The organism is Bifidobacterium biavatii DSM 23969, from assembly GCF_000741165.1.
GTDB classification, from domain to species: domain Bacteria; phylum Actinomycetota; class Actinomycetes; order Actinomycetales; family Bifidobacteriaceae; genus Bifidobacterium; species Bifidobacterium biavatii.
Genome location: NZ_JGYN01000006.1, coordinates 95,048 through 113,422, shown reverse-complemented (window position 1 = coordinate 113,422; position 18,375 = coordinate 95,048). Strand labels below are relative to the sequence as shown.

The window sequence follows — 18,375 nt, the reverse complement described above, 5'->3', positions numbered from 1 at the left end:
TTGCCTGCGCCCGCTGCCGTGCGTCGGTTGCGTCTCACACGGCGTACGCGGCCCAGCGGCCGTGCGTGTGCTGAACTTCGATCGGCATGCCGAACAGACCGGACAGCCGCTCGTCGGTCAGACCTTCTTCGAGCGGACCCGTGTAGACGATGGTGCCGGCCGACGGATTGCCCATCGCGTCGATGCCGTCCTCGGTGGCGTCCTCGGCGGACACGGGCTTGCGGCCCATGATGGCGATGTGGTCGAAGCCGGCCGGGATTTCCTCAAGCCGGTGTGTCACCAGTACGACGGCGCGATCCGAATTTTCCTCGCCGATACGGCTCAGCGTGCGCATGACCTGTTCACGGCCACCCAGATCGAGACCGGTGGTCGGCTCGTCCATGATGAGCAGTTCTGGGTCGCCCATAAGCGCTCTGGCGATGAGCACGCGCGTGCGCTCGCCTTCAGACAGGCGCCACATCTGTTTGCCCTCGAGGTATCCGACGCGGAAGTCGCGCAGCAGTCCGCGGGCGCGCGCATAGTCCGCCTCGGAGTATGTGTCGTGCCAGCGTCCGGTCACTGCGGACAGTCCGGTGACGACCGCGTCGAGCGGATCCTCGAATTCGGGGAACTGCCGGCCAAGATCGGCGGAGGCGAGACCGATGCGCGTGCGCAGCTTGAACACGTCGTATTTGCCGAGTTGGTGGCCGAGGATGAACACACGGCCTTCGGACGGGAAGGTGCGCGTGGCGAGCATACCCACGGCGGTCGATTTGCCGATACCATTCGGCCCGAACAGCACCCAGCGTTCGCCGGCGTTGATTGTCAGGTTCACGTCGGTGATGATGACGCGCCGGTTGCGGCGGAATTCGACGTTTTCCAGTTTGAGGACTTCGGTGGGCATGGGGTTGTTCAGCTCCTTGCGTTTGCGGTGCTTGTCGAAGTGCGGTGCCGACCTGCGTCGATATGTGCGGGCCCGCTCCCCCGCATGCGATCAAAACATGCGACGGGAAACGGGCCCGTCACGATAGTGCGCGTATCGTGTACCGATTATTGTCGCTTTATTGTCGTTGGTTACTTCTGCTCGTCGAGCACGGACTGGTAGACCTTGACGGTCTCGTCGGCGATCGACTCCCAGCTGAACACGTCGCGGGCGCGTTCATAGCCGGCCTGGCCCATCTTCTTGGCATTTTCGGGATCGGCCATGACCTTGTTGATCGCGTCGGCCATGTCGTGCACGAACTTGTCCGGATTGGTCGGCGTGCCGGTGCCGTCGTGCAGCTGGTCGATCGGCACCAGATAGCCGGTCTCGCCGTCGACGACGACTTCGGGGATGCCGCCGGTCGCGGAGGCGACGACCGGCAGGCCGCAGGCCATGGCCTCGAGGTTCACGATGCCGAGCGGCTCGTAGATGCTCGGGCAGATGAACGCGTCACAGCCGTGCTCGAGTGCGGACAGCTCGTTCTTCGGCAGCATCTCCTCGATCCAGATGATGTTGCCGCGCTTCTTGTCAAGCTCGGCGAAGGAGTTCTTGACCTCCTCCATGATCTCCGGGGTGTCGGGCGCGCCGGCGCACAGCACGACCTGCACGCCCGGGTCGACGAAGTGCAGCGCCTTGAGCAGGTACGGCAGGCCCTTCTGGCGGGTGATGCGGCCGACGAACAGCAGGGTCGGCTTGCTGCGGTCGATGTGGTAGCGGTCGAACACGCCCCAGCCCGGATCGTCGGCGGCCGGCGTCGCGAACTCGGACATGGTGATGCCGTTGTACACGACGACGACCTTGTCCGGGTCGAGGTCCGGGTAGGCGGTGAGGATGTCGTTGCGCATGCCCTTGGAGACGGCGATCACGCGGTCGGCGTGCTCGTACGCGTCCTTTTCGGCCCAAGAGCTCAGGTTGTAGCCACCGCCAAGCTGCTCGCGCTTCCACGGGCGGAACGGTTCGAGGCTGTGCGCGGTGATGACCAGAGGCGTGCCGTGCAGCATCTTCGCGAGATAACCGGCAAGGCAGGCGTACCACGTGTGCGCGTGGATGATGTCCGCGTCCACGTCGTTGGCGATCTGCAGGTCCACGCCGAAAGTCTTGAGCGCCGGGTTCGCGTCCTTGAGCTCGGCGGGCGTGTTGTATCCGACGACCTTGAGGCTGCCCTTGGCTTCGGCCGCGTTCGGAATCTCGGGAACGTCGGCTTCAGTGCGGGGACCGTCGAACGCGCGCACGGTTACGTCGATGCGCTCGGCCAGCGCCTTGGACAGCTGTTCGGCGTGCACGCCGGCGCCTCCATAGACGTGCGGCGGGTATTCGCGGGTAAGAATGTCAACCTTCATCGGTTACCTCTCCAATCTGTCGATCAACTGATTGTCACCACTGCCAACTTTAGGCCATCCGGAAACGCAAAACGCACAACCCCCCGTGTTTCTTCCACGGCGAGTTGTGCGTTTTTGCCAGCTTGCTTCGGCTGTTTTTGACCGCGGCGCCTCTGGCCGCGCCCGCAACGTCCGATCAGACGGCGGTGCCGTTCTGGTCGAGGTTCGGATTGTCCTTCGCGTTGCCGGCGGTGAAGAACAGGCTCACCACGCCGATGATGAACACGACGGACACGGTGATCACCAGCCACGTCGGATGGCTCGGCAGCCACATAATCACGCAGAACGCGATGCCGGCGAGCACGATGAGCAGCCAGCTGACCACGCGGAACCACTGGTGTACAGAGTGCGGCGCCTTGAACGCCTTCGGATCGCGGTAATCCGGGTTCGTGTCGAGCATCGTCTCCGTCTCGTCAGTGTCGAAGTGCGCGGTCGGCTTCCACGGGCCGTCGTCCAGCGTGCCCTCCTGGATGCGGCGGGAACGCTCCTGCAGCGCGTACTCGTCGATCATGCCGCCTCGGGCGCGGCCCTTCGTCTGGTCGTACTGCGACGGGATGCCCCTGCGTTGGTCCCGCGCGGCCTTGCGCCGCTCTGCACGGTTCGCCATCTTCTCACTCCTTTGACAATCGGTGGATGACACTGGGCACTACTGTACCCCAGAGTTGGCCAAACGTACGAGATACGCCCGCGGTCGCCCGTCCGTTTCTACGGTCGTCTAACGGTCAGTGCTGGCTTGCTCTGCCGATGAGGGAGCCGACGGTTTGGATGATGGTAACGAAGACCAGCAGCGCGAGCACTGCGGCGACGGTGACGTCGAGCTGGTTGCGTTCGAAGCCGTACCGGTTGGCGTAGTCGCCGAGGCCGCCGGCTCCGATGGCACCGATGACCGCGATCTGCGCATTGAAGCTGATGCACGTTATGGTGGTGACGCGCGCCAGTCCGGGGATGCTTTCACGCAGGTACACGTGCCAGATGATTTCGATCGGACTGAAGCCCATGGCCTGCGCCGATTCGGTCAGCGTATGGTTCAGCCCGTTGACCACGGATTCCACTTGCCGGGAGAAGAAGGGCGTGATGCCGACGATCAGGGGGAAGATCGCGCCGTCCACGCCGATGGTCGTGCCCGCGATCAGTCGGGTGACCGGAAACAGCAGCGCGATCATGATGACGAACGGTATGGAACGGCATACGTTGATGAGCTTGTCAAACAGTTCGAACACGGGCGTCGATTCCAACAGTCCGCCCGGCTTGGTCACGGAGAGCAGCATGCCGAGGAACAGGCCGAGCACGAACCAGAACGGCACCGCCGTGAAGAACATCTGCAGGGTTTGGACTAATGCGTCGACGAAGACGTCGGGTTCAGCGACGACGTGCGGAAAGAGCGTACCTATCAGTTCCATGACAACTATTCCTCTCCTGTTGCGGCTGTTGCGGCGGCATCCGCCGGCAGATTCGGATTGTCGGTCGATGCGGCCGGCACGGTCAGTGGTACGGCACGCACGCCTTTGCCGGCCAGGAACGACAAGGCCTCGTCGATGCGTTCCGATGAACCGTGATATTTTGCGACGATGCTGCCCAACGGGTATCCGTCGACGATGCTGAGCGACGCGAACAGGATGTTGACCGACAGTCCGAATCGCGTTGAAATGGTCGATACCAGGCTTTCGGACACGGTCCGATCCATGTACCGCATATGAATGAGCCGTTCTCCAGGTCCGGTCTGCAGCAAGGGAGAGCGTTCACGGAGCAGTTCGTACACGCGGTTCAATCCGGTTGAATTGTCGACGAACCGTCGCGTCAGATCGGCTTGCGGATCGCAGAACACTGAGAACGCGTCGCCCTGTTCGACGATCGTGCCCTTGTCGATGACAGCCACGTCCGTGCAGATGCGCTGCACCACATCCATTTGATGGGTGACAACGACGATCGTCAGACGCAACCGTTCATTGAGATCCTTGACCAGATCGAGGATGGTGGACGTAGTGTCCGGGTCGAGTGCGCTGGTCGCCTCGTCAAGCAGCAGTATCTTCGGCCGGTTTGCCAGTGCGCGGGCGATCGCCACCCGCTGTTGCTGTCCGCCGGACAGCTGCGACGGATACGACCGCGCATGGTCCGATAGCCCAACGAGTTCGAGCAGTTCGGCGACGCGCGCTCGCCGCTGTGACGTCGTCAGCGGCGAGCGCATCAGTGGCAGGGCGATGTTGTCTTCGACGGTTCTGGATGGCATGAGGTTATATTGCTGGAATACCATGCCGATGGATCGGCGCAGTGCTCGTAGTGATGTCGGGTTTAGGTCGCGTACGGATTGGCCGAGTACGCGGATGGTGCCGGCGGTGGCGTGTTCCAGTCCGTTGATGCAGCGGACCAGTGTTGATTTGCCGGCGCCGCTGAGGCCGATGATGCCGTGTATTGCGCCTTCCCGAATGGTCAGGTTTACGTTGTTCAGGACCGTGTGGCTGCCGTTTGGCGTGGCGTAGGTTTTGTTTAGTCCGGTGATGGTGATGATGGGTTCGCCGGTGTCCGGCATGGCATGTTCCTTCCCTTCATGGTCTTCGTGGTGTGTCGTGTTAGCGTTCTGGTTGGATTTCGTGGGGGCTTGTTCCTCCGGTGATGATGGTCAGGGCGTCGTTTAGCGACTGTTGGACCATGTTGCGCACCGCGTGGTCGGTGAAGAATGCGACGTGTGGTGTGATGATTGCGTTGGGCAGGGTTCGTAGCGTGTTGTAGGCGTTGTGTGGGACCGGCTTGTCGTCGGATAGTCGGTTGCCGAATACGGCGGCTTCGTTTTCGAGTACGTCTATGGCCGCGCCGGCGATGCGGTGGTTTTGTAGTGCGTCGATGAGTGCTTGGGTGTCGACGACGGCGCCTCGTGACAGGTTGGCGAGGTAGGCGGTTGGTTTCATGAGGCTGAGGCTGTGCTTGTCGATGAGGTGTCGTGTGGTGTCGTCGAGCCAGGTGTGCAGGGTGACGACGTCGGCTGTGGCGAGGAGGTTGTCTCGGCTGGTCCATGTGAGGATGGTGTCGAGGTTGTGGTTTTCGGTGATGTCGTTGCCGATGACGGTTGCTCCGAGCGAGTGGAAAATGCGGGCGACGGTGGAGCCGATGCGTCCTACGCCGATGATGCCGATGGTCAGTTCGCTGATTTCCGGTGACATGAGTCCTTGGATGGAGAAGTCGTGCCGGCGCATTCTGCTGTCGAATTGGGGTACGTGGCGGATGAGCTGCATGATGTGCGTCAGGGTGAGTTCGGCTACGGCGGTTGGTGAGTAGGAGGGCACGTTGGTGATGCGCAGGCCGTTGGCGTGGGCGGCGTTGAGGTTGATGGTGTCGTATCCGGCGGAGCGCAGCGCTATTTGCCTGATGCCGTAGGCGCGCAGCCGCCGGTAGAAGTCGGGGTCGTCGCTGGGGGCGCATCGTTGCTTGTAGGAGATGCCGTCGAATCCTTGGACGGCATCCAGGGTGTCGTCGTGCAGTTCGAACGGGAAGCATTCGACGCGCACGTTGTGGTCTGTGGCCCATTGTTCAGCGAATGGTCGTTCTTCGTCCAGCGTGTGGTAGAAGGCTATGGATGTCATGGTGGAATCTTTCTCTGTGGTGTTCATACGGTGGCGGGATGCAGGCTCTAGACGACGTCGCTGTTTTCTTAGTCGGCGTGCCGGAAGGTTCGGATGCGTCGTAGGGCTTCGTTCAGCGTGTCGGGGTTGGCGGCGTAGCTGAATCGGACGTATGGAGATGGGCTGTCGGAGAATGCTTCGCCGGGCACTCCGGCGACTTTCGCCTTGCGGGCGAGCAGTCGCGCGTAGCCGAATCCCCCGTCCTGTTCGTGACCGTCCGGCACTCGCACGTACAGGAAGAAGGCGCCGTCGGGTTGTACGATCTGATATCCGAGGTCGGTGAAACCGTTGGCGAGGAGGTCTCGCCGACGCCGGTATTCGGCGACCATCGAGTCTATGGCCGCGTCACCTTGTTCATACGCGGCTTGCGCAGCGTCCATGGTGAACGTTGCGGCCGTGGAGACGTGGATCTGATGGATTTTCGCCAGTTGGCAGGCGAGCGCGTGGGGTGCGGCGAAGAATCCCAGCCGCCATCCGGTCATCGCGTAGTTTTTGGAGGTGCTGTTCACCACGATGGTGCGTTCTGGGATGTAATCGGCGATGGATGGTGCTGGACCGTGCCCGTAGAAGATTTCCGCGTACACTTCGTCGCTGAGCACCGTCACGTCGTATCGTTCGATGACTTCGGCCAGTGCGCGCAGACGGTCCGAGCTCAACGCCACTCCCGTGGGATTGTTCGGCGAATTGAGGACCAGCACCGCGTCCCGTCCGCGTACGGATCGCAGCGCCCGTTCGAGAGCGTCCGGGGTGAGCTTGAAGTCGGTGCCGGATGTGTCGATCGGTACCGGCATGGCTCCGGTGAGCGTGGCCATGTTGCCGTACAGGCCGAAGCTTGGCGTCGGGTAGAGCAGTGCCGCATCGTCGCCCAGCAGTCCGGTCAGGCAACTGGTGATGGCTTCGCTGGCTCCTTCCGTCACGATGATGTCTTCAGCCGGGTAGCGTTGTCCGCGGCGTCGGAGTAGGTAGGCGGAGATCGCTTCGCGCAGTTCCGGCGTTCCGGCGTTGGTTGCGTAGTGTGTGCGGTTGCGGTGTAGGCTGTCGATGGCCGCCTGCTTGATGAAGTCGGGCGTGTTGAAGTCTGGTTCGCCGAGCGTGAGTTTGAGGATTCCCGGGATTGCGGATACTTCCGTGTCGAACGATCTGATGATGCTGGTGCGCAGGCCGCGCAGTTGCGGGATGAGCGTGTCGGCGGGGTCGAAGTTGCGCGGGGTTGCCGGTGATGGGTTATTCATGGAACGTCACCTGATGGTCATGTGTGGAGTGTTGTCTGATTGCGGTGGGACGTTGCGTTCGGGTCACCATACCGGGATGTTGCCTCCCTTGAACAATGTGTTGATCAGCTGCTTCACGTTGTCCTGATGGTATGCCGTGATGATTTTCCGGTAGTCGGGATTGTCCTTGTCTTCGGTGCGGGCGACGATCACGTTGATCCACGGCTTGTTTTGCGGGTTTTTCGGGTCCGGTTCGACCGCGTAGATGGCGTCCGTCACCGGGTTCTTCCCGTAGTCGACGACCGCGTCGGCGTTGGCGATGCCGATTGCCGCGTCCTTTAATGACGGCATGACCATGTTTTTGTCGACCGGGGTGATGTTCAGGTGCTTCGGGTTGGAGGTGATGTCGTCCTCATGGGGGTACAGGCCCTTTGCGGGATCGTCCTTTGCCGGGTCGATGGTGATGAGCTTGGCGTCCTGCAGGACTTCCAGGGCGCGGCCGATGTTGACCGGGTCGTTGGGGATAAGCACCTTGTCCCCGTCCTTGACGTCGGCCACGCTGCTGATCGTGTCCGAGAAGATGTTGAGCGGGCTGATGATTGTTTCGGCGATGGGCGTGAACTTATAGCCCTTTTCTTTGATTTCGCCGTTCAGGAACGCGTAGTTCTGTTGCGCGGACAGGTCCACTTCGCCCTGGGACAGGGCCTGGTTGCCGTAGATGCCCTTTTCAACGGACACCGTTTTCACCTGCAGTCCGGCCTTTTCCTTCTTGAGGTTTTCGTTGACCAGTTTCCATACCGGCTCGAAGCTGGTACCGCTGATGCTCACTTTGATGATCTTGTTGCCGTCCGCGTCGGTCGCGGAACCAGTCGCGCCGCAGCCGGCGGCGATCAGCACTCCGATCGTCGCCGTCACTGCGGCGGCCGCTTCCAATATCCGTCGTATGCCTGTACGTCGCATGATCGTTGTTCCCCCTTATGAATCGATGACCAATGAACGAGCGCGCCTCCCCTACAAACCGGCACGCTTGCGAATGCACTATGACTCTATGCGGTTCGCTCGGCGCGACATTCCGCACAGTTATCGGCATTTTTTATATAACGTTAAAAATTTGATGACGATATAAATAAAGACATACACGCTTTATAGGCGATACGTATAACGTATCTTCTGCAATGAATGCATTGAGTTGCTAATGTCTATATTCGACGAGGTTGCCGACGCGCCATACGGTCGAAAAACTCGCCAAGCCACGATTATTGGGCTTTTGGATATAACGATACATAAGCAGTGCTCAGATAATGTGCAAACAACAAGGGGGACGCATGACTTCAGCCGATAATCTAACGGACCAGGAATTCGCGGAACAATTCAACGCGTGGCATCGGAAAAAGGACGACGCGGTCAACGCGCCGCTTGGTTTCCTCTCCATCGTGAGCATCGACTGGCTCGAGGACGGGGTCGCGCGCACGCTCGACAACTTCCCCGGCACCTGGCTGGTCGAAGGCAACAAGGTCACATACACGCCGCAAGACGGCAGAATCGTCAAAATCAACCTGCTCAAACTGTCCAGCCCGCGCGTCTTCGTCGTCCCCGGCGACGAAGACGCCAACCTCGTGAAAATCGACTTCGGCCGACTGCAAGCCGAACTCATCAAACGCGTCGGCGGGCTCAACAAGTACGCCGTGCGCGTCCGCGACCCGCAATCCCCATTGCGCCAGCACTTCAGGGGCACGCCACACTACGCGCCGGACCGCAAATGGGTCGTGCCCGCATCCTACGAACCGTACGACCACTCATACACAGCCACGGTCGGCGCATCCATGGCCAACCTGCAGCACATCGAAAAAGTGGTCGGTAAGCTCACCGTCACCATCGACGGCAACGACTATCCACTCACCGTGTTCCAGGCCAACACGCACGGGCAGGGACTCGTGATCTTCCGCGACGCCACGTCCGGCAAGGAAACGTACGGCGGCGGGCGAATCCTGCGCTTCCCGATCAGCGACCCGGCGAAAGTCACCGAAATCGACTTCAACCGGGCCACGCACTATTTCTGCGCATACACGGACTTCTGCACCTGCGAGATGCCGCCGCTCGAGAACACGCTGCCCGTCGCCGTGACGGCCGGCGACAAGATCCCGTACGAGCGGCTGGAACAGCGGGCCGACAGCCCGCAGGACTGAGCGCGGGAACGGAGACGGGACATGGCACTCACACTCATCGAACCGACCCTTGCCGACGAAGACACCGTCATGGCGTTCCGCGCGGAGTTCATCAAACGCGGGGAACGCGTCAGCGGCGGACGCGGACTGGAACAGGCCGACGACTACCGCCGCTGGCTCGCCGGCACCTACCCGCCGCACTACGGGACCGTAAAGGAAGCCGTGTACCTAGCGGTCGAAACCACGGCCATCCCAGCCGCCTCAGCCGGCGGACGATCTCTCGCCGACCGGAGCCGCTCGGAGGGCACCGGACGCGTGGTCGGCATCTCCGACCTGCGTCTGGAAACGAATGATTTCATCGACCGCTTCGCAGGACGGATCGGATACAGCGTCCGACCGTCCGCGCGCGGCCGCGGCTACGCCAACGAAATACTGCGCCTCACCCTGCTCAAGGCGCGGGAATTCGGATTCGACCGCATCCTGATCACCTGCAACCAACCCAACGCAGTCTCGGCGAAAGTGATCGAACGCAACCACGGAGTTCTCGAAAGCGTCGTGCCACACCCCGGATTCCCCGACGTTCGCCGGTATTGGATCGACCTGAATGCATTCGACCAGTAAATCGTCAGCGGACGGACCGGCGCGTGCGCGGGCCTTCGTCACCACACGTAGGCCGGTTCCTCGTTGGATATGATCGCGTTGATCAGCGCGTCGGCGGTCACCGTCTTCAGGCCGTCTCTCGTTTCGTCCTGCACCCGATACCACGGGTCGCGGTACGTCCAACGCGTGACGGTGCCGTTGGCGTCGGCGTCGTATCCGGTGATGACGATCATGTGGTTGGCGTGGCTAAACGCCGGGTAGAGCGCGTGCACGTCGATGGCTGTGAACACCGGGTCGCCGTTGTCCAGATCGGCCGTCGCGCGTTCGGCGAACGTGCGGGCCGTCGCGGGATCCGTGTCACCGATTTCCATGGTTTGCACACGATAACCGGCATCGTTCGGGTTCGCGTCGTCGACGCCGAACAGATACCTGTTGACGACGCGCGCCAGATCGACGTATTCGGTACCGGTCCGCGGATCGGCGTTCATGTCGTCGGCGAGTACGGATTGGCTGACGTCGATCCCCCGATACCGCAATACCATCTACACGGCGGCCGGCACGCACCAGTACCCGGTTTCCTGCACGCTCTGCGGCACGTCGAGACGGATGCTCACCGCACCCGTCGTCGCCTGACCGTCCGATGACGATGGTCGGGCGGCTTCGTCCAGCGCACCAGTGGTTTTCCCTCCACTGGCTGCGCGGAACCATGCGTCGCCGGGATACGAATCATCCACGACCATGTTCAGTCCTGCAAGCACGCTCGGATCGACCAGTTCCGTGGCATTCTTCACATCCCCCGCGCGAATGTCTTCGGTCGGCGGCACGTTGGTTCTGTCAAGATCATCATGATTCGATTCGGTCGCGCGCCGCGGCGACGGCGTCGTCTGAGCCGCGTGATGATTCGTACCGGTCATCCCCGCGTGCCACGCCACACCGCCTGCCGTCATCATCGACGCGACAGCCAGCAAGCCAATAATCACGGTCAGTTCACGTCGCTTCATCGCGCACCGCCTTCCCTTATATATCCAGGGTATCCACCGCGTCCATGCGCCACGCCAGCTAATCGCGCCCGATACGTGGACGGGGTGTATCCGCAACGACATTGCCGTCAGAGCAGATGCTCGCGGACGCAGATGCGGATGGCTTCGGCGCGGCTGTGCACTCCCATTTTAGCGTTCCAATAACCCAAAAGAAGACCAGAGGCTGCAAAGTAAAGCAAATTGAAGAAATAAACTCCAAAGATAAAAAAGAAGAGAATATACCAGTAATGTAAAGAATCACCAATAATAAAATCGACGGCTTTAATTTCCTGATTTCTTTGCCCAAAATATCGCACAGGACAATAAATCGGCTCAGCCGAAAGATAATACGTCCCTAAATAATTCCCAGGAAAACAATAAGCAGTAATGGAAGTAACTGCAGCAGCGATGCCAAACGCCGGCGGATGAAATGGAATGAGTACAAGAAGGAGAACCCGAATAAAATTTATCCCGTTGATTTCAATCGTCGGGCTTATTATGGTCAGCCAATTTAACAAGAAAGATAAGATAGTTATGGAGGACATACAAAAATAAAACTTTTTATTTTTGACTCATTCAAGTTCACCATGTTTACACCTTTATTGCGCCCACCAGACCATTCAATATTGTCACAATGCAATTATTCCAATAAAAAAAAAACCAATACTCCCTGCCACATAATTTATACTAATCCATTAGCAATCAACTTAATACACGGCAAAGAGTGGCTTCATTCACAAGAATGAAGCCACTCTCCCACTATTTAAAAAGATCATTTCCGCAATACGGGCAACGGATCATACCGAAGGTACCTGTAGTGGGAAGATGTTTATCGCAGTGAGGGCATTTCCAAAATATAAGCTGGAGAATAAACCCGGCAATCGCAATGACCAATCCTCCAATACCAAGAACAATCATGATCACCACGTGCCGCTCATTGATGAGGATCGCAACTACAAGCATTACTATTCCCAAAGCAATAAGGGAATTGTACAGTGCCTGCCATGTTCTCAGATTCATTGTTCCTCCTTGTGAATAATCAAATCGATCCGCTCCGCTTTGAATCGGATCTCATGTGTTCCATTATCGCGTTATTTGTGCGAATCATCTTCGTGCGTATCACGATATGACGTTCGGCCGGTCGCTACGCCGCGCGTCCTCATACGAATGGACAAATCCCAAACGCAGCCATCGTTGGCAACAACACGTGCACGGTCAAACGGCAATGGCCCGTTCTCTTCAATGCGAAGAGAACGGGCCATATGCCATATATATCCGTATATCCGTCGGCGTCAGCGCGGCAGCGCCATCGGACGCTGGGAGGCGACGATCGGTGCCGGGAGTTCGGTCGAGCCGGTCAGGTACTCGTCCACAGCGGCGGCGCAGGAGCGTCCCTCCGAAATCGCCCACACGACGAGGCTCTGGCCGCGGCCCGCATCGCCGGCGACAAACACGCCGTCCTGCGAGGTGGCGAACTTGTCGTTACGCGCCACGTTGCCGCGCTTGTCGAGCTCGACCGGCAGCTGATCCATGAGCGAGGCGGTGTCCGGGTGCAGGAAGCCGACGGAGATGAGCACGAGGTCGGCAGGCAGCACGCGTTCGGTGCCGGGCTGGCGGGTGAACGGGCCGTTCTCCCCCGGCGCCACGTCGACGACGCGCAGACCGGTCACATGGCCATTCTCGTCGGCGATGAAGCCTTCGGTCGCGGTCGAGTTCTCGACATGCACCTTGGCCTGCTCCTCTTCGGAGCCGATGAAGTTGACCGAATCGGTGCTGTACATGTAGGTGCCGCCCTCCTCCATCGAAGAGGTCTTCTGGTAGAGGCGCGCGAACGTCGGCCACGGCTGGTTGTCCGGTCGCTGGCTCGGCTCCTTCGGCATGATCTGCAGCACGGTCACGTCCTTCGCGCCCTGGCGGATAGACGTGCCGAGGCAGTCGGAGCCGGTGTCGCCGCCGCCGATGACGATGACGTGCTTGTCCTTGGCGGTGATGTCGTTGACCGGCTTGACGCCGTACACGCGGCGGGTCGCGTCGGGCAGGAAGTCCATCGCGAAGTGGATGCCCTTGAGCTCGCGGCCGGGCAGCTTCATGTCGCGCGGCACGCGCGAGCCGATCGCGACGACGACGGCATCGTAGCGGGAGCGCAGGTCGTCCCACGTGATGTCCTTGCCGATCTCCACGCCGGTGCGGAAGCGCGTGCCTTCGGCCTCCATCTGCTTGACGCGGCGGTCGAGCAGTCGCTTGTCGAGCTTGAAGTTCGGGATGCCGTAACGCATCAGGCCGCCGATCGCGTCGTCGCGCTCATAGACGACGACGGTATGGCCGGCGCGGGTCAGCTGCTGGGCGCAGGCGAGGCCCGCGGGGCCGGAGCCGACGACCGCGACCGTCTGATCGGTCAGGCGCTGCGGCGGCAGGGGCTTGACATAATCGAGATCCCACGCCTGATCGATGATCGTGCACTCGTCGTTCTTGATCATCGTCGGCGGCTGGTGGATGCCGAGCACGCAGGCCTGCTCGCACAGGGCCGGGCAGATACGGCCGGTGACTTCGGGGAAGTTGTTGGTGGTGGACAGGCGGTTGTACGCGTCCTCCCACTTCTCCTGACGCACGAGGTCGTTGAATTCGGGGATGATGTTGCCGAGCGGGCAGCCGGTCATGCAGAACGGGGTGCCGCAGTCCATGCAGCGGGCCGCCTGTTCGGTGGTCCACGGCTGCAGGCCGGATTCGGCGTGCACGTCGAGCCAGTCCTTGATACGCTCGGCGACCGGGCGTTCGGCGAGTTCTCGGCGGGTACGGACCTTCAGGAATCCACGAGGATCTCCCATGTCAGCGCGCTCCTTCCATCACGTGCTCGTACACCTGTTCCCAGGCGCCGGGCGCATTGAAATCGATGTTGTCCTCTTCGGCCTGCTTCATGGCCGCGGTCATGGCGAGGAAGTGTTCGGGCACCACGCGGGTGAAGCGCAGCACGTTCTCGTCCCAGTTCTCGAGCAGTTCCTTGGCGAACTTGGAGCCGGTCTCCTTGGCATGCTGCTCGACCAGATCGCGCACGACCGGCGCGGTCGTCTCATCGAGTGGCTGGAACAGCAGCGAACCGTTCCGGCGTCCCTCCGGGTTGACCTGGTTCATGTCGAGGTCGAGCACGTAGGCGTTGCCACCTGAGAAACCGGCGCCAAAGTTGCGGCCGGTGGGGCCGAGCACGACGACCGTGCCGCCAGTCATGTACTCGCAGCCGTGGTCGCCCACGCCTTCGACGACGAACGTCGCGCCGGAGTTACGCACGGCGAAGCGCTCGCCCGCGCGTCCCGCGACGAACATCTGTCCGGAGGTCGCGCCGAAGCCGGTCACGTTGCCCGCGATGACATTCTCATGCGGGTCGAACGTCACGTCGTCATTCGGACGGACGATCATGCGGCCGCCGGACAGGCCCTTGCCGGCGTAGTCGTTGACTTCGCCAATCACGCGGATCGTTTCGCCGCTCGGGATGAACGCGCCGATGGACTGGCCGCCGGCGCCGTGGAACGTCATGTCGATCGTATTGTCCGGCAGACCCTCGGCGCCGTAGCGGCGGGTGATCTCATAGCCGACCATCGTGCCGAGCGTACGGTTCACGTTGCGGATCGGCAGGTCGATCGTCACCGGCTCCTTGTTCTCGAGCGCGGGCTGGGCAAGCTCGATGAGCTTGTTGTCGAGCGCCTTGTCGAGCTCGTGATTCTGCGGCTCGGTGTTGTGCAGGATGGTGCCGGGGACCGGACCGGGCTGCATGAGCACGTTGGTCAGGTCGACGCCGTCAGCCTTCCAGCGCTTGATGGCCTCGTTCTGGTCGAGGCACTCGACATGGCCGACAGCCTCCTCGAGCGTGCGGAAGCCGAGCTCGGCGAGGATCTCGCGCACTTCCTCGGCGATGTACATGAAGAAGTTGATGACCGACTCGGGCTTGCCGCGGAAGCGGGCGCGCAGCTCCGGATCCTGGGTGGCGATGCCCTGCGGGCAGGTGTTCTTCTGGCAGGCGCGCATCATGACGCAGCCTTCGACGATCAGTGCGGCGGTCGCGAAGCCGAATTCCTCGGCGCCGAGCAGCGCGGCGATGACCACGTCGCGGCCGGTCTTCAGCTCGCCGTCGCACTGGACGACGATGCGGGAGCGCAGGCCGTTCAGAATCAGCGTCTGCTGGGTCTCGGACAGACCGATCTCCCACGGAGTGCCCGCGTGGCGGATCGCGTTGAGCGGGGCCGCGCCGGTGCCGCCGTCATAGCCGGAGATCAGCACCACGTCGGCATGGCACTTGGCCACGCCAGCCGCAATGGTGCCGACGCCGAACTCGGAGACGAGCTTGACGTGGATGCGCGCCTTCGGGTTCGCCATCTTTGCGTCGTTGATCAGCTGCTTCAGATCCTCGATCGAGTAGATGTCGTGGTGCGGCGGCGGGGAGATCAGCTCGACGCCCGGGGTCGCGTGGCGGACCTTGGCGATCCACGGCGGAACCTTCGCACCGGGCAGGTGGCCGCCCTCGCCGGGCTTAGCGCCCTGCGCGAGCTTGATCTGCAGGTCAGTGGCGTGCACAAGGTAGTCAGAGGTGACGCCGAATCTCGCGGAGGCGATCTGCTTGATGCGGCTGTAGCGCAGCGGGTCGTTGATGCGGTCGTCGGACTCGCCGCCCTCGCCCGAGTTGGAGCGCGCGCCGAGCGTGTTCATGGCAATGGCGAGCGTCTCGTGGGCCTCCTGCGAGATGGAGCCGTAGCTCATCGCGCCGGTGGAGAAACGTTTGACGATCTCGGAGGCCGGTTCGACTTCGGAGATGTCGATCGGCTTGCGGTCGTGCTTGAACTTCATCAGGCCGCGCAGCGTCATGAGGCGGTTCGACGTGTCGTTGATGTGCGCCGAATACTTCTTGAACATGTTGTAGTCGCCGCGGGCGGTCGACTGCTGGAGCAGGAAGATCGCCTCCGGGTCGTTGAGGTGGTCCTCGCCGGTGCGGCGCCACTTGTATTCGCCGCCGGTTTCGAGGTTCATGTGCGGGGTGGCCGTCCACTGGTTCGGGTAGGCGACGCGGTGGCGGATGGCAACCTCCTCGGCGATCTCGTCGAGGCCGACGCCGCCGACCTGGGAGACGGTGCCGGTGAAGTACTTGTCGACGGTCGCCTTGTTGAGGCCCACGGCTTCGAACAGCTGTGCGCCGCGGTAGCTCATGATCGTGGAGACGCCCATCTTGGACATGATCTTGAGCACGCCAATGGACAGCGCCTTGGTGAGGTTCTTCACGGCGGTGGGCGCGTCGACCTTGAGGTAGCCGGTGCGGGCGAGGTTCTCAACGGACTCGAACGCGAGGTACGGGTTCACGCAGGCCGCGCCGTAGGCGATGAGCAGCGCTACATGATGCACTTCGCGCACGTCGCCGGCCTCGACGGCCATCGAGATCTGCGTGCGGGTGTGGCGGCGCAGCAGGTGATGCTGCACGGCCGCGGTGAGCAGCAGCGACGGGATCGGGCCCCACGTGTGGTTCGACTCGCGGTCGGACAGCACGATGAAGTTGCTGCCGTTCGCGATCGCCTCGTCGACTTCGGAGAAGATCTCCTCGAGACGCTCCTCGAGCGCCTTGCCGCCGCCGGCGACCTGATAGAGGCCCTTGACGACGAACGGACGGTAGTAGCCGCCGAGCACCTTGGCCTTGTCGAGCCTCTTGAGCTGGGCCATCTCGTCGGAGTTGATGACCGGCAGCGGGATGAGGATCTTCTTAGCGTGCAGTTCGGAATCCTCGAGCAGGTTCGGCTCCGGGCCGATGGCGGATTCGAGCGAGGTGACGATCTCCTCGCGCTCCCAGTCCAGCGGCGGATTGGTGACCTGCGCGAACTTCTGGTGGAAGTAGTCGAACAGCATGCGACTGCGCTTGGAAAGCACCGGCAGCGGGTTGTCGTTGCCCATCGAGCCGAGCGGCTCCTTGCCCGTGTTGGCCATCGGGGCGAGCAGGAGCTTCAGGTCCTCCTCGGTGTAGCCGAACGCGCGCTGGCGGCGCTGCACGGACTGGCCGGAGTGGCTCACGTGCTCGCGCTGCGGCAGGTCGCTCATCTCGACCGAGTTGCCTTCGACCCATTTGCGGTACGGGTGCTGCGAGGCGAGGCTCTTCTTGATCTCCTCGTCGGGGATGATGCGGCCTTCGTCGGTGTCGACGAGGAACATCTTGCCCGGCTCCAGACGACCCTTTTCGACGACGTGCTCATCGTCGATCTCCGGAAGCACGCCCGCCTCGGAGGCAAGCACGAGATAGCCGTCATCGGTGAGCTGCCAGCGGCCGGGGCGGAAACCGTTGCGGTCGAGCAGCGCGCCGACCTGAGTGCCGTCGGTGAAGATGATGTCGGCCGGGCCGTCCCACGGCTCGATCAGCGTGTTGTTGTACTCGTAGAACGCGCGCACGTCCGGGTCGAGCTGGTCATTGTTCTCCCACGCCGGCGGCAGCATCATCGAGATTGCGTGCGGCAGGGAACGGCCGGCGAGGTGCAGCAGCTCGAGGCATTCGTCGAACGTGCCGGAATCCGAATAGCCGGGCGTGGTGATCGGCAGCAGCGGCTTGAACTCGCCGAGCAGTTCGGAGCTCAGGCGGCCTTCGCGCGCGGACAGCCAGTTGCGGTTGCCCTGGATGGTGTTGATCTCGCCGTTGTGGGCGAGCAGGCGGAACGGCTGGGCGAGCGGCCAGCTCGGGAACGTGTTGGTGGAGAAGCGCGAGTGCACGATCGCGATCTTCGCCTTCATGAGCGGGTTGCTCAGATCGGGGAAGAACGGGGTGAGCTGCATGGTGGTGAGCATGCCCTTGTACGTGATGGTGCGGGCCGACAGCGACGCGAAGTAGATGCCGACCTCGTGCTCGACGCGCTTGCGGATGCGGAACGTCTTGCGGTCGAGGTCGATGCCGGCGAGCGAACCGTCCGGAGAGGCGACAACGAGCGTCTTAAAGCTCGGCATGGAGGCGAGGGCCTGCAGGCCGAGGCCGTCCGGGTTGGTCGGCACAACGCGCCATGCGAGGACTTCGAGGCCCTCCTCGCGCACGATGTTCGCGATGGCCTGCTCCTGCTGGCCGGAGGTGGCGATGTCGCGGTCGAGGAACGCGATGCCGGCGGCGTAGTGGCCCTCTTCGGGCAGTTCCACGCCCGCGGTGGCGCGCATGAACTCGTCGGGCATGCTCATGAGGATGCCCGCGCCGTCGCCGGTGTTTTCCTCGGCGCCGACCGCGCCGCGGTGGTTGAGGTTGACGAGCACTTCGATGGCGTCGTCGATGATCTTGCGTTCGGGTCGCTTGTTGAGGGTGGTGACCATACCCACGCCGCAGGCGTCGTGCTCTGCGCTGGGGTCGTACAGACCTTGCTTGTTATGTATGCTCAAATCGAGCGGGGCGTGGAAAGTCACCGAAACCACCTTCATATCGTTTTGGCAG

The 18,375-nt window shown here is 61.8% G+C and carries 16 protein-coding genes; 2 read left to right on the top strand and 14 right to left on the bottom strand.

The window, feature by feature from the left end:
- Nucleotides 1-34: 34 nt before the first annotated feature.
- The 8 genes from BBIA_RS03295 to BBIA_RS03260 form a co-directional block, all read right to left on the bottom strand.
- On the bottom strand, nucleotides 35-883 hold the full coding sequence (locus tag BBIA_RS03295; protein ID WP_033494248.1) for an ABC transporter ATP-binding protein: 849 nt from the start codon (nucleotides 881-883) through the stop codon (nucleotides 35-37).
- Nucleotides 884-1,053: 170 nt separating this feature from the next.
- The gene (gene glgA / locus BBIA_RS03290; RefSeq protein WP_033494249.1) at nucleotides 1,054-2,301 is read right to left on the bottom strand and encodes a glycogen synthase; all 1,248 of its coding nucleotides are present in this window, start codon (nucleotides 2,299-2,301) and stop codon (nucleotides 1,054-1,056) included.
- Nucleotides 2,302-2,476: 175 nt separating this feature from the next.
- A complete protein-coding gene (locus BBIA_RS03285; protein WP_033494250.1) occupies nucleotides 2,477-2,947 on the bottom strand; it encodes a hypothetical protein in 471 nt (156 codons plus the stop codon).
- A gap of 115 nt (nucleotides 2,948-3,062) precedes the next feature.
- Nucleotides 3,063-3,740, bottom strand: coding sequence for a methionine ABC transporter permease (locus BBIA_RS03280; protein WP_033494251.1), 678 nt, complete (start codon nucleotides 3,738-3,740; stop codon nucleotides 3,063-3,065).
- A gap of 5 nt (nucleotides 3,741-3,745) precedes the next feature.
- Entirely contained in the window at nucleotides 3,746-4,867 is a 1,122-nt protein-coding gene (locus tag BBIA_RS03275; RefSeq protein WP_051923718.1) for a methionine ABC transporter ATP-binding protein, read from the bottom strand.
- 40 nt (nucleotides 4,868-4,907) lie between these two features.
- The gene (locus BBIA_RS03270) at nucleotides 4,908-5,915 is read right to left on the bottom strand and encodes an NAD(P)-dependent oxidoreductase (protein WP_033494252.1); all 1,008 of its coding nucleotides are present in this window, start codon (nucleotides 5,913-5,915) and stop codon (nucleotides 4,908-4,910) included.
- A gap of 68 nt (nucleotides 5,916-5,983) precedes the next feature.
- Nucleotides 5,984-7,186: a pyridoxal phosphate-dependent aminotransferase gene (locus BBIA_RS03265; protein WP_051923717.1), complete on the bottom strand. Its 1,203-nt coding sequence runs from the start codon at nucleotides 7,184-7,186 to the stop codon at nucleotides 5,984-5,986.
- Nucleotides 7,187-7,249: 63 nt separating this feature from the next.
- Nucleotides 7,250-8,125, bottom strand: a complete 876-nt coding sequence (locus BBIA_RS03260) for a MetQ/NlpA family ABC transporter substrate-binding protein (protein WP_033494254.1) — start codon at nucleotides 8,123-8,125, stop codon at nucleotides 7,250-7,252.
- Between the two features lie 365 nt (nucleotides 8,126-8,490).
- Between BBIA_RS03260 and BBIA_RS13200 the strand changes: the two genes are divergently transcribed.
- Nucleotides 8,491-9,351: a DUF1684 domain-containing protein gene (locus tag BBIA_RS13200; protein ID WP_051923715.1), complete on the top strand. Its 861-nt coding sequence runs from the start codon at nucleotides 8,491-8,493 to the stop codon at nucleotides 9,349-9,351.
- Between the two features lie 21 nt (nucleotides 9,352-9,372).
- Nucleotides 9,373-9,951: a GNAT family N-acetyltransferase gene (locus BBIA_RS13195; protein WP_051923714.1), complete on the top strand. Its 579-nt coding sequence runs from the start codon at nucleotides 9,373-9,375 to the stop codon at nucleotides 9,949-9,951.
- A 38-nt stretch (nucleotides 9,952-9,989) separates the two neighbouring features.
- Here the strand turns inward: BBIA_RS13195 and BBIA_RS03245 are convergent, their stop codons facing one another.
- From BBIA_RS03245 to gltB, 6 genes are all read right to left on the bottom strand, one after another.
- On the bottom strand, nucleotides 9,990-10,472 hold the full coding sequence (locus BBIA_RS03245) for a C39 family peptidase (protein WP_051923713.1): 483 nt from the start codon (nucleotides 10,470-10,472) through the stop codon (nucleotides 9,990-9,992).
- Complete coding sequence (locus BBIA_RS13190; RefSeq protein WP_051923712.1) at nucleotides 10,473-10,931, bottom strand: hypothetical protein; 459 nt, start codon at nucleotides 10,929-10,931, stop codon at nucleotides 10,473-10,475. It abuts the gene before it with no gap.
- Nucleotides 10,932-11,038: 107 nt separating this feature from the next.
- A complete protein-coding gene (locus tag BBIA_RS14105) occupies nucleotides 11,039-11,494 on the bottom strand; it encodes a hypothetical protein (RefSeq protein ID WP_152600555.1) in 456 nt (151 codons plus the stop codon).
- Between the two features lie 214 nt (nucleotides 11,495-11,708).
- Nucleotides 11,709-11,969 (bottom strand): TFIIB-type zinc ribbon-containing protein, encoded by a 261-nt coding sequence (locus BBIA_RS03240; RefSeq protein WP_033494255.1) that lies wholly within the window; start codon nucleotides 11,967-11,969, stop codon nucleotides 11,709-11,711.
- 272 nt (nucleotides 11,970-12,241) lie between these two features.
- Nucleotides 12,242-13,774: a glutamate synthase subunit beta gene (locus tag BBIA_RS03235; protein ID WP_033494256.1), complete on the bottom strand. Its 1,533-nt coding sequence runs from the start codon at nucleotides 13,772-13,774 to the stop codon at nucleotides 12,242-12,244.
- Between the two features lies 1 nt (nucleotide 13,775).
- Entirely contained in the window at nucleotides 13,776-18,347 is a 4,572-nt protein-coding gene (gltB, locus tag BBIA_RS03230) for a glutamate synthase large subunit (protein ID WP_033494318.1), read from the bottom strand.
- Nucleotides 18,348-18,375: the final 28 nt, after the last annotated feature.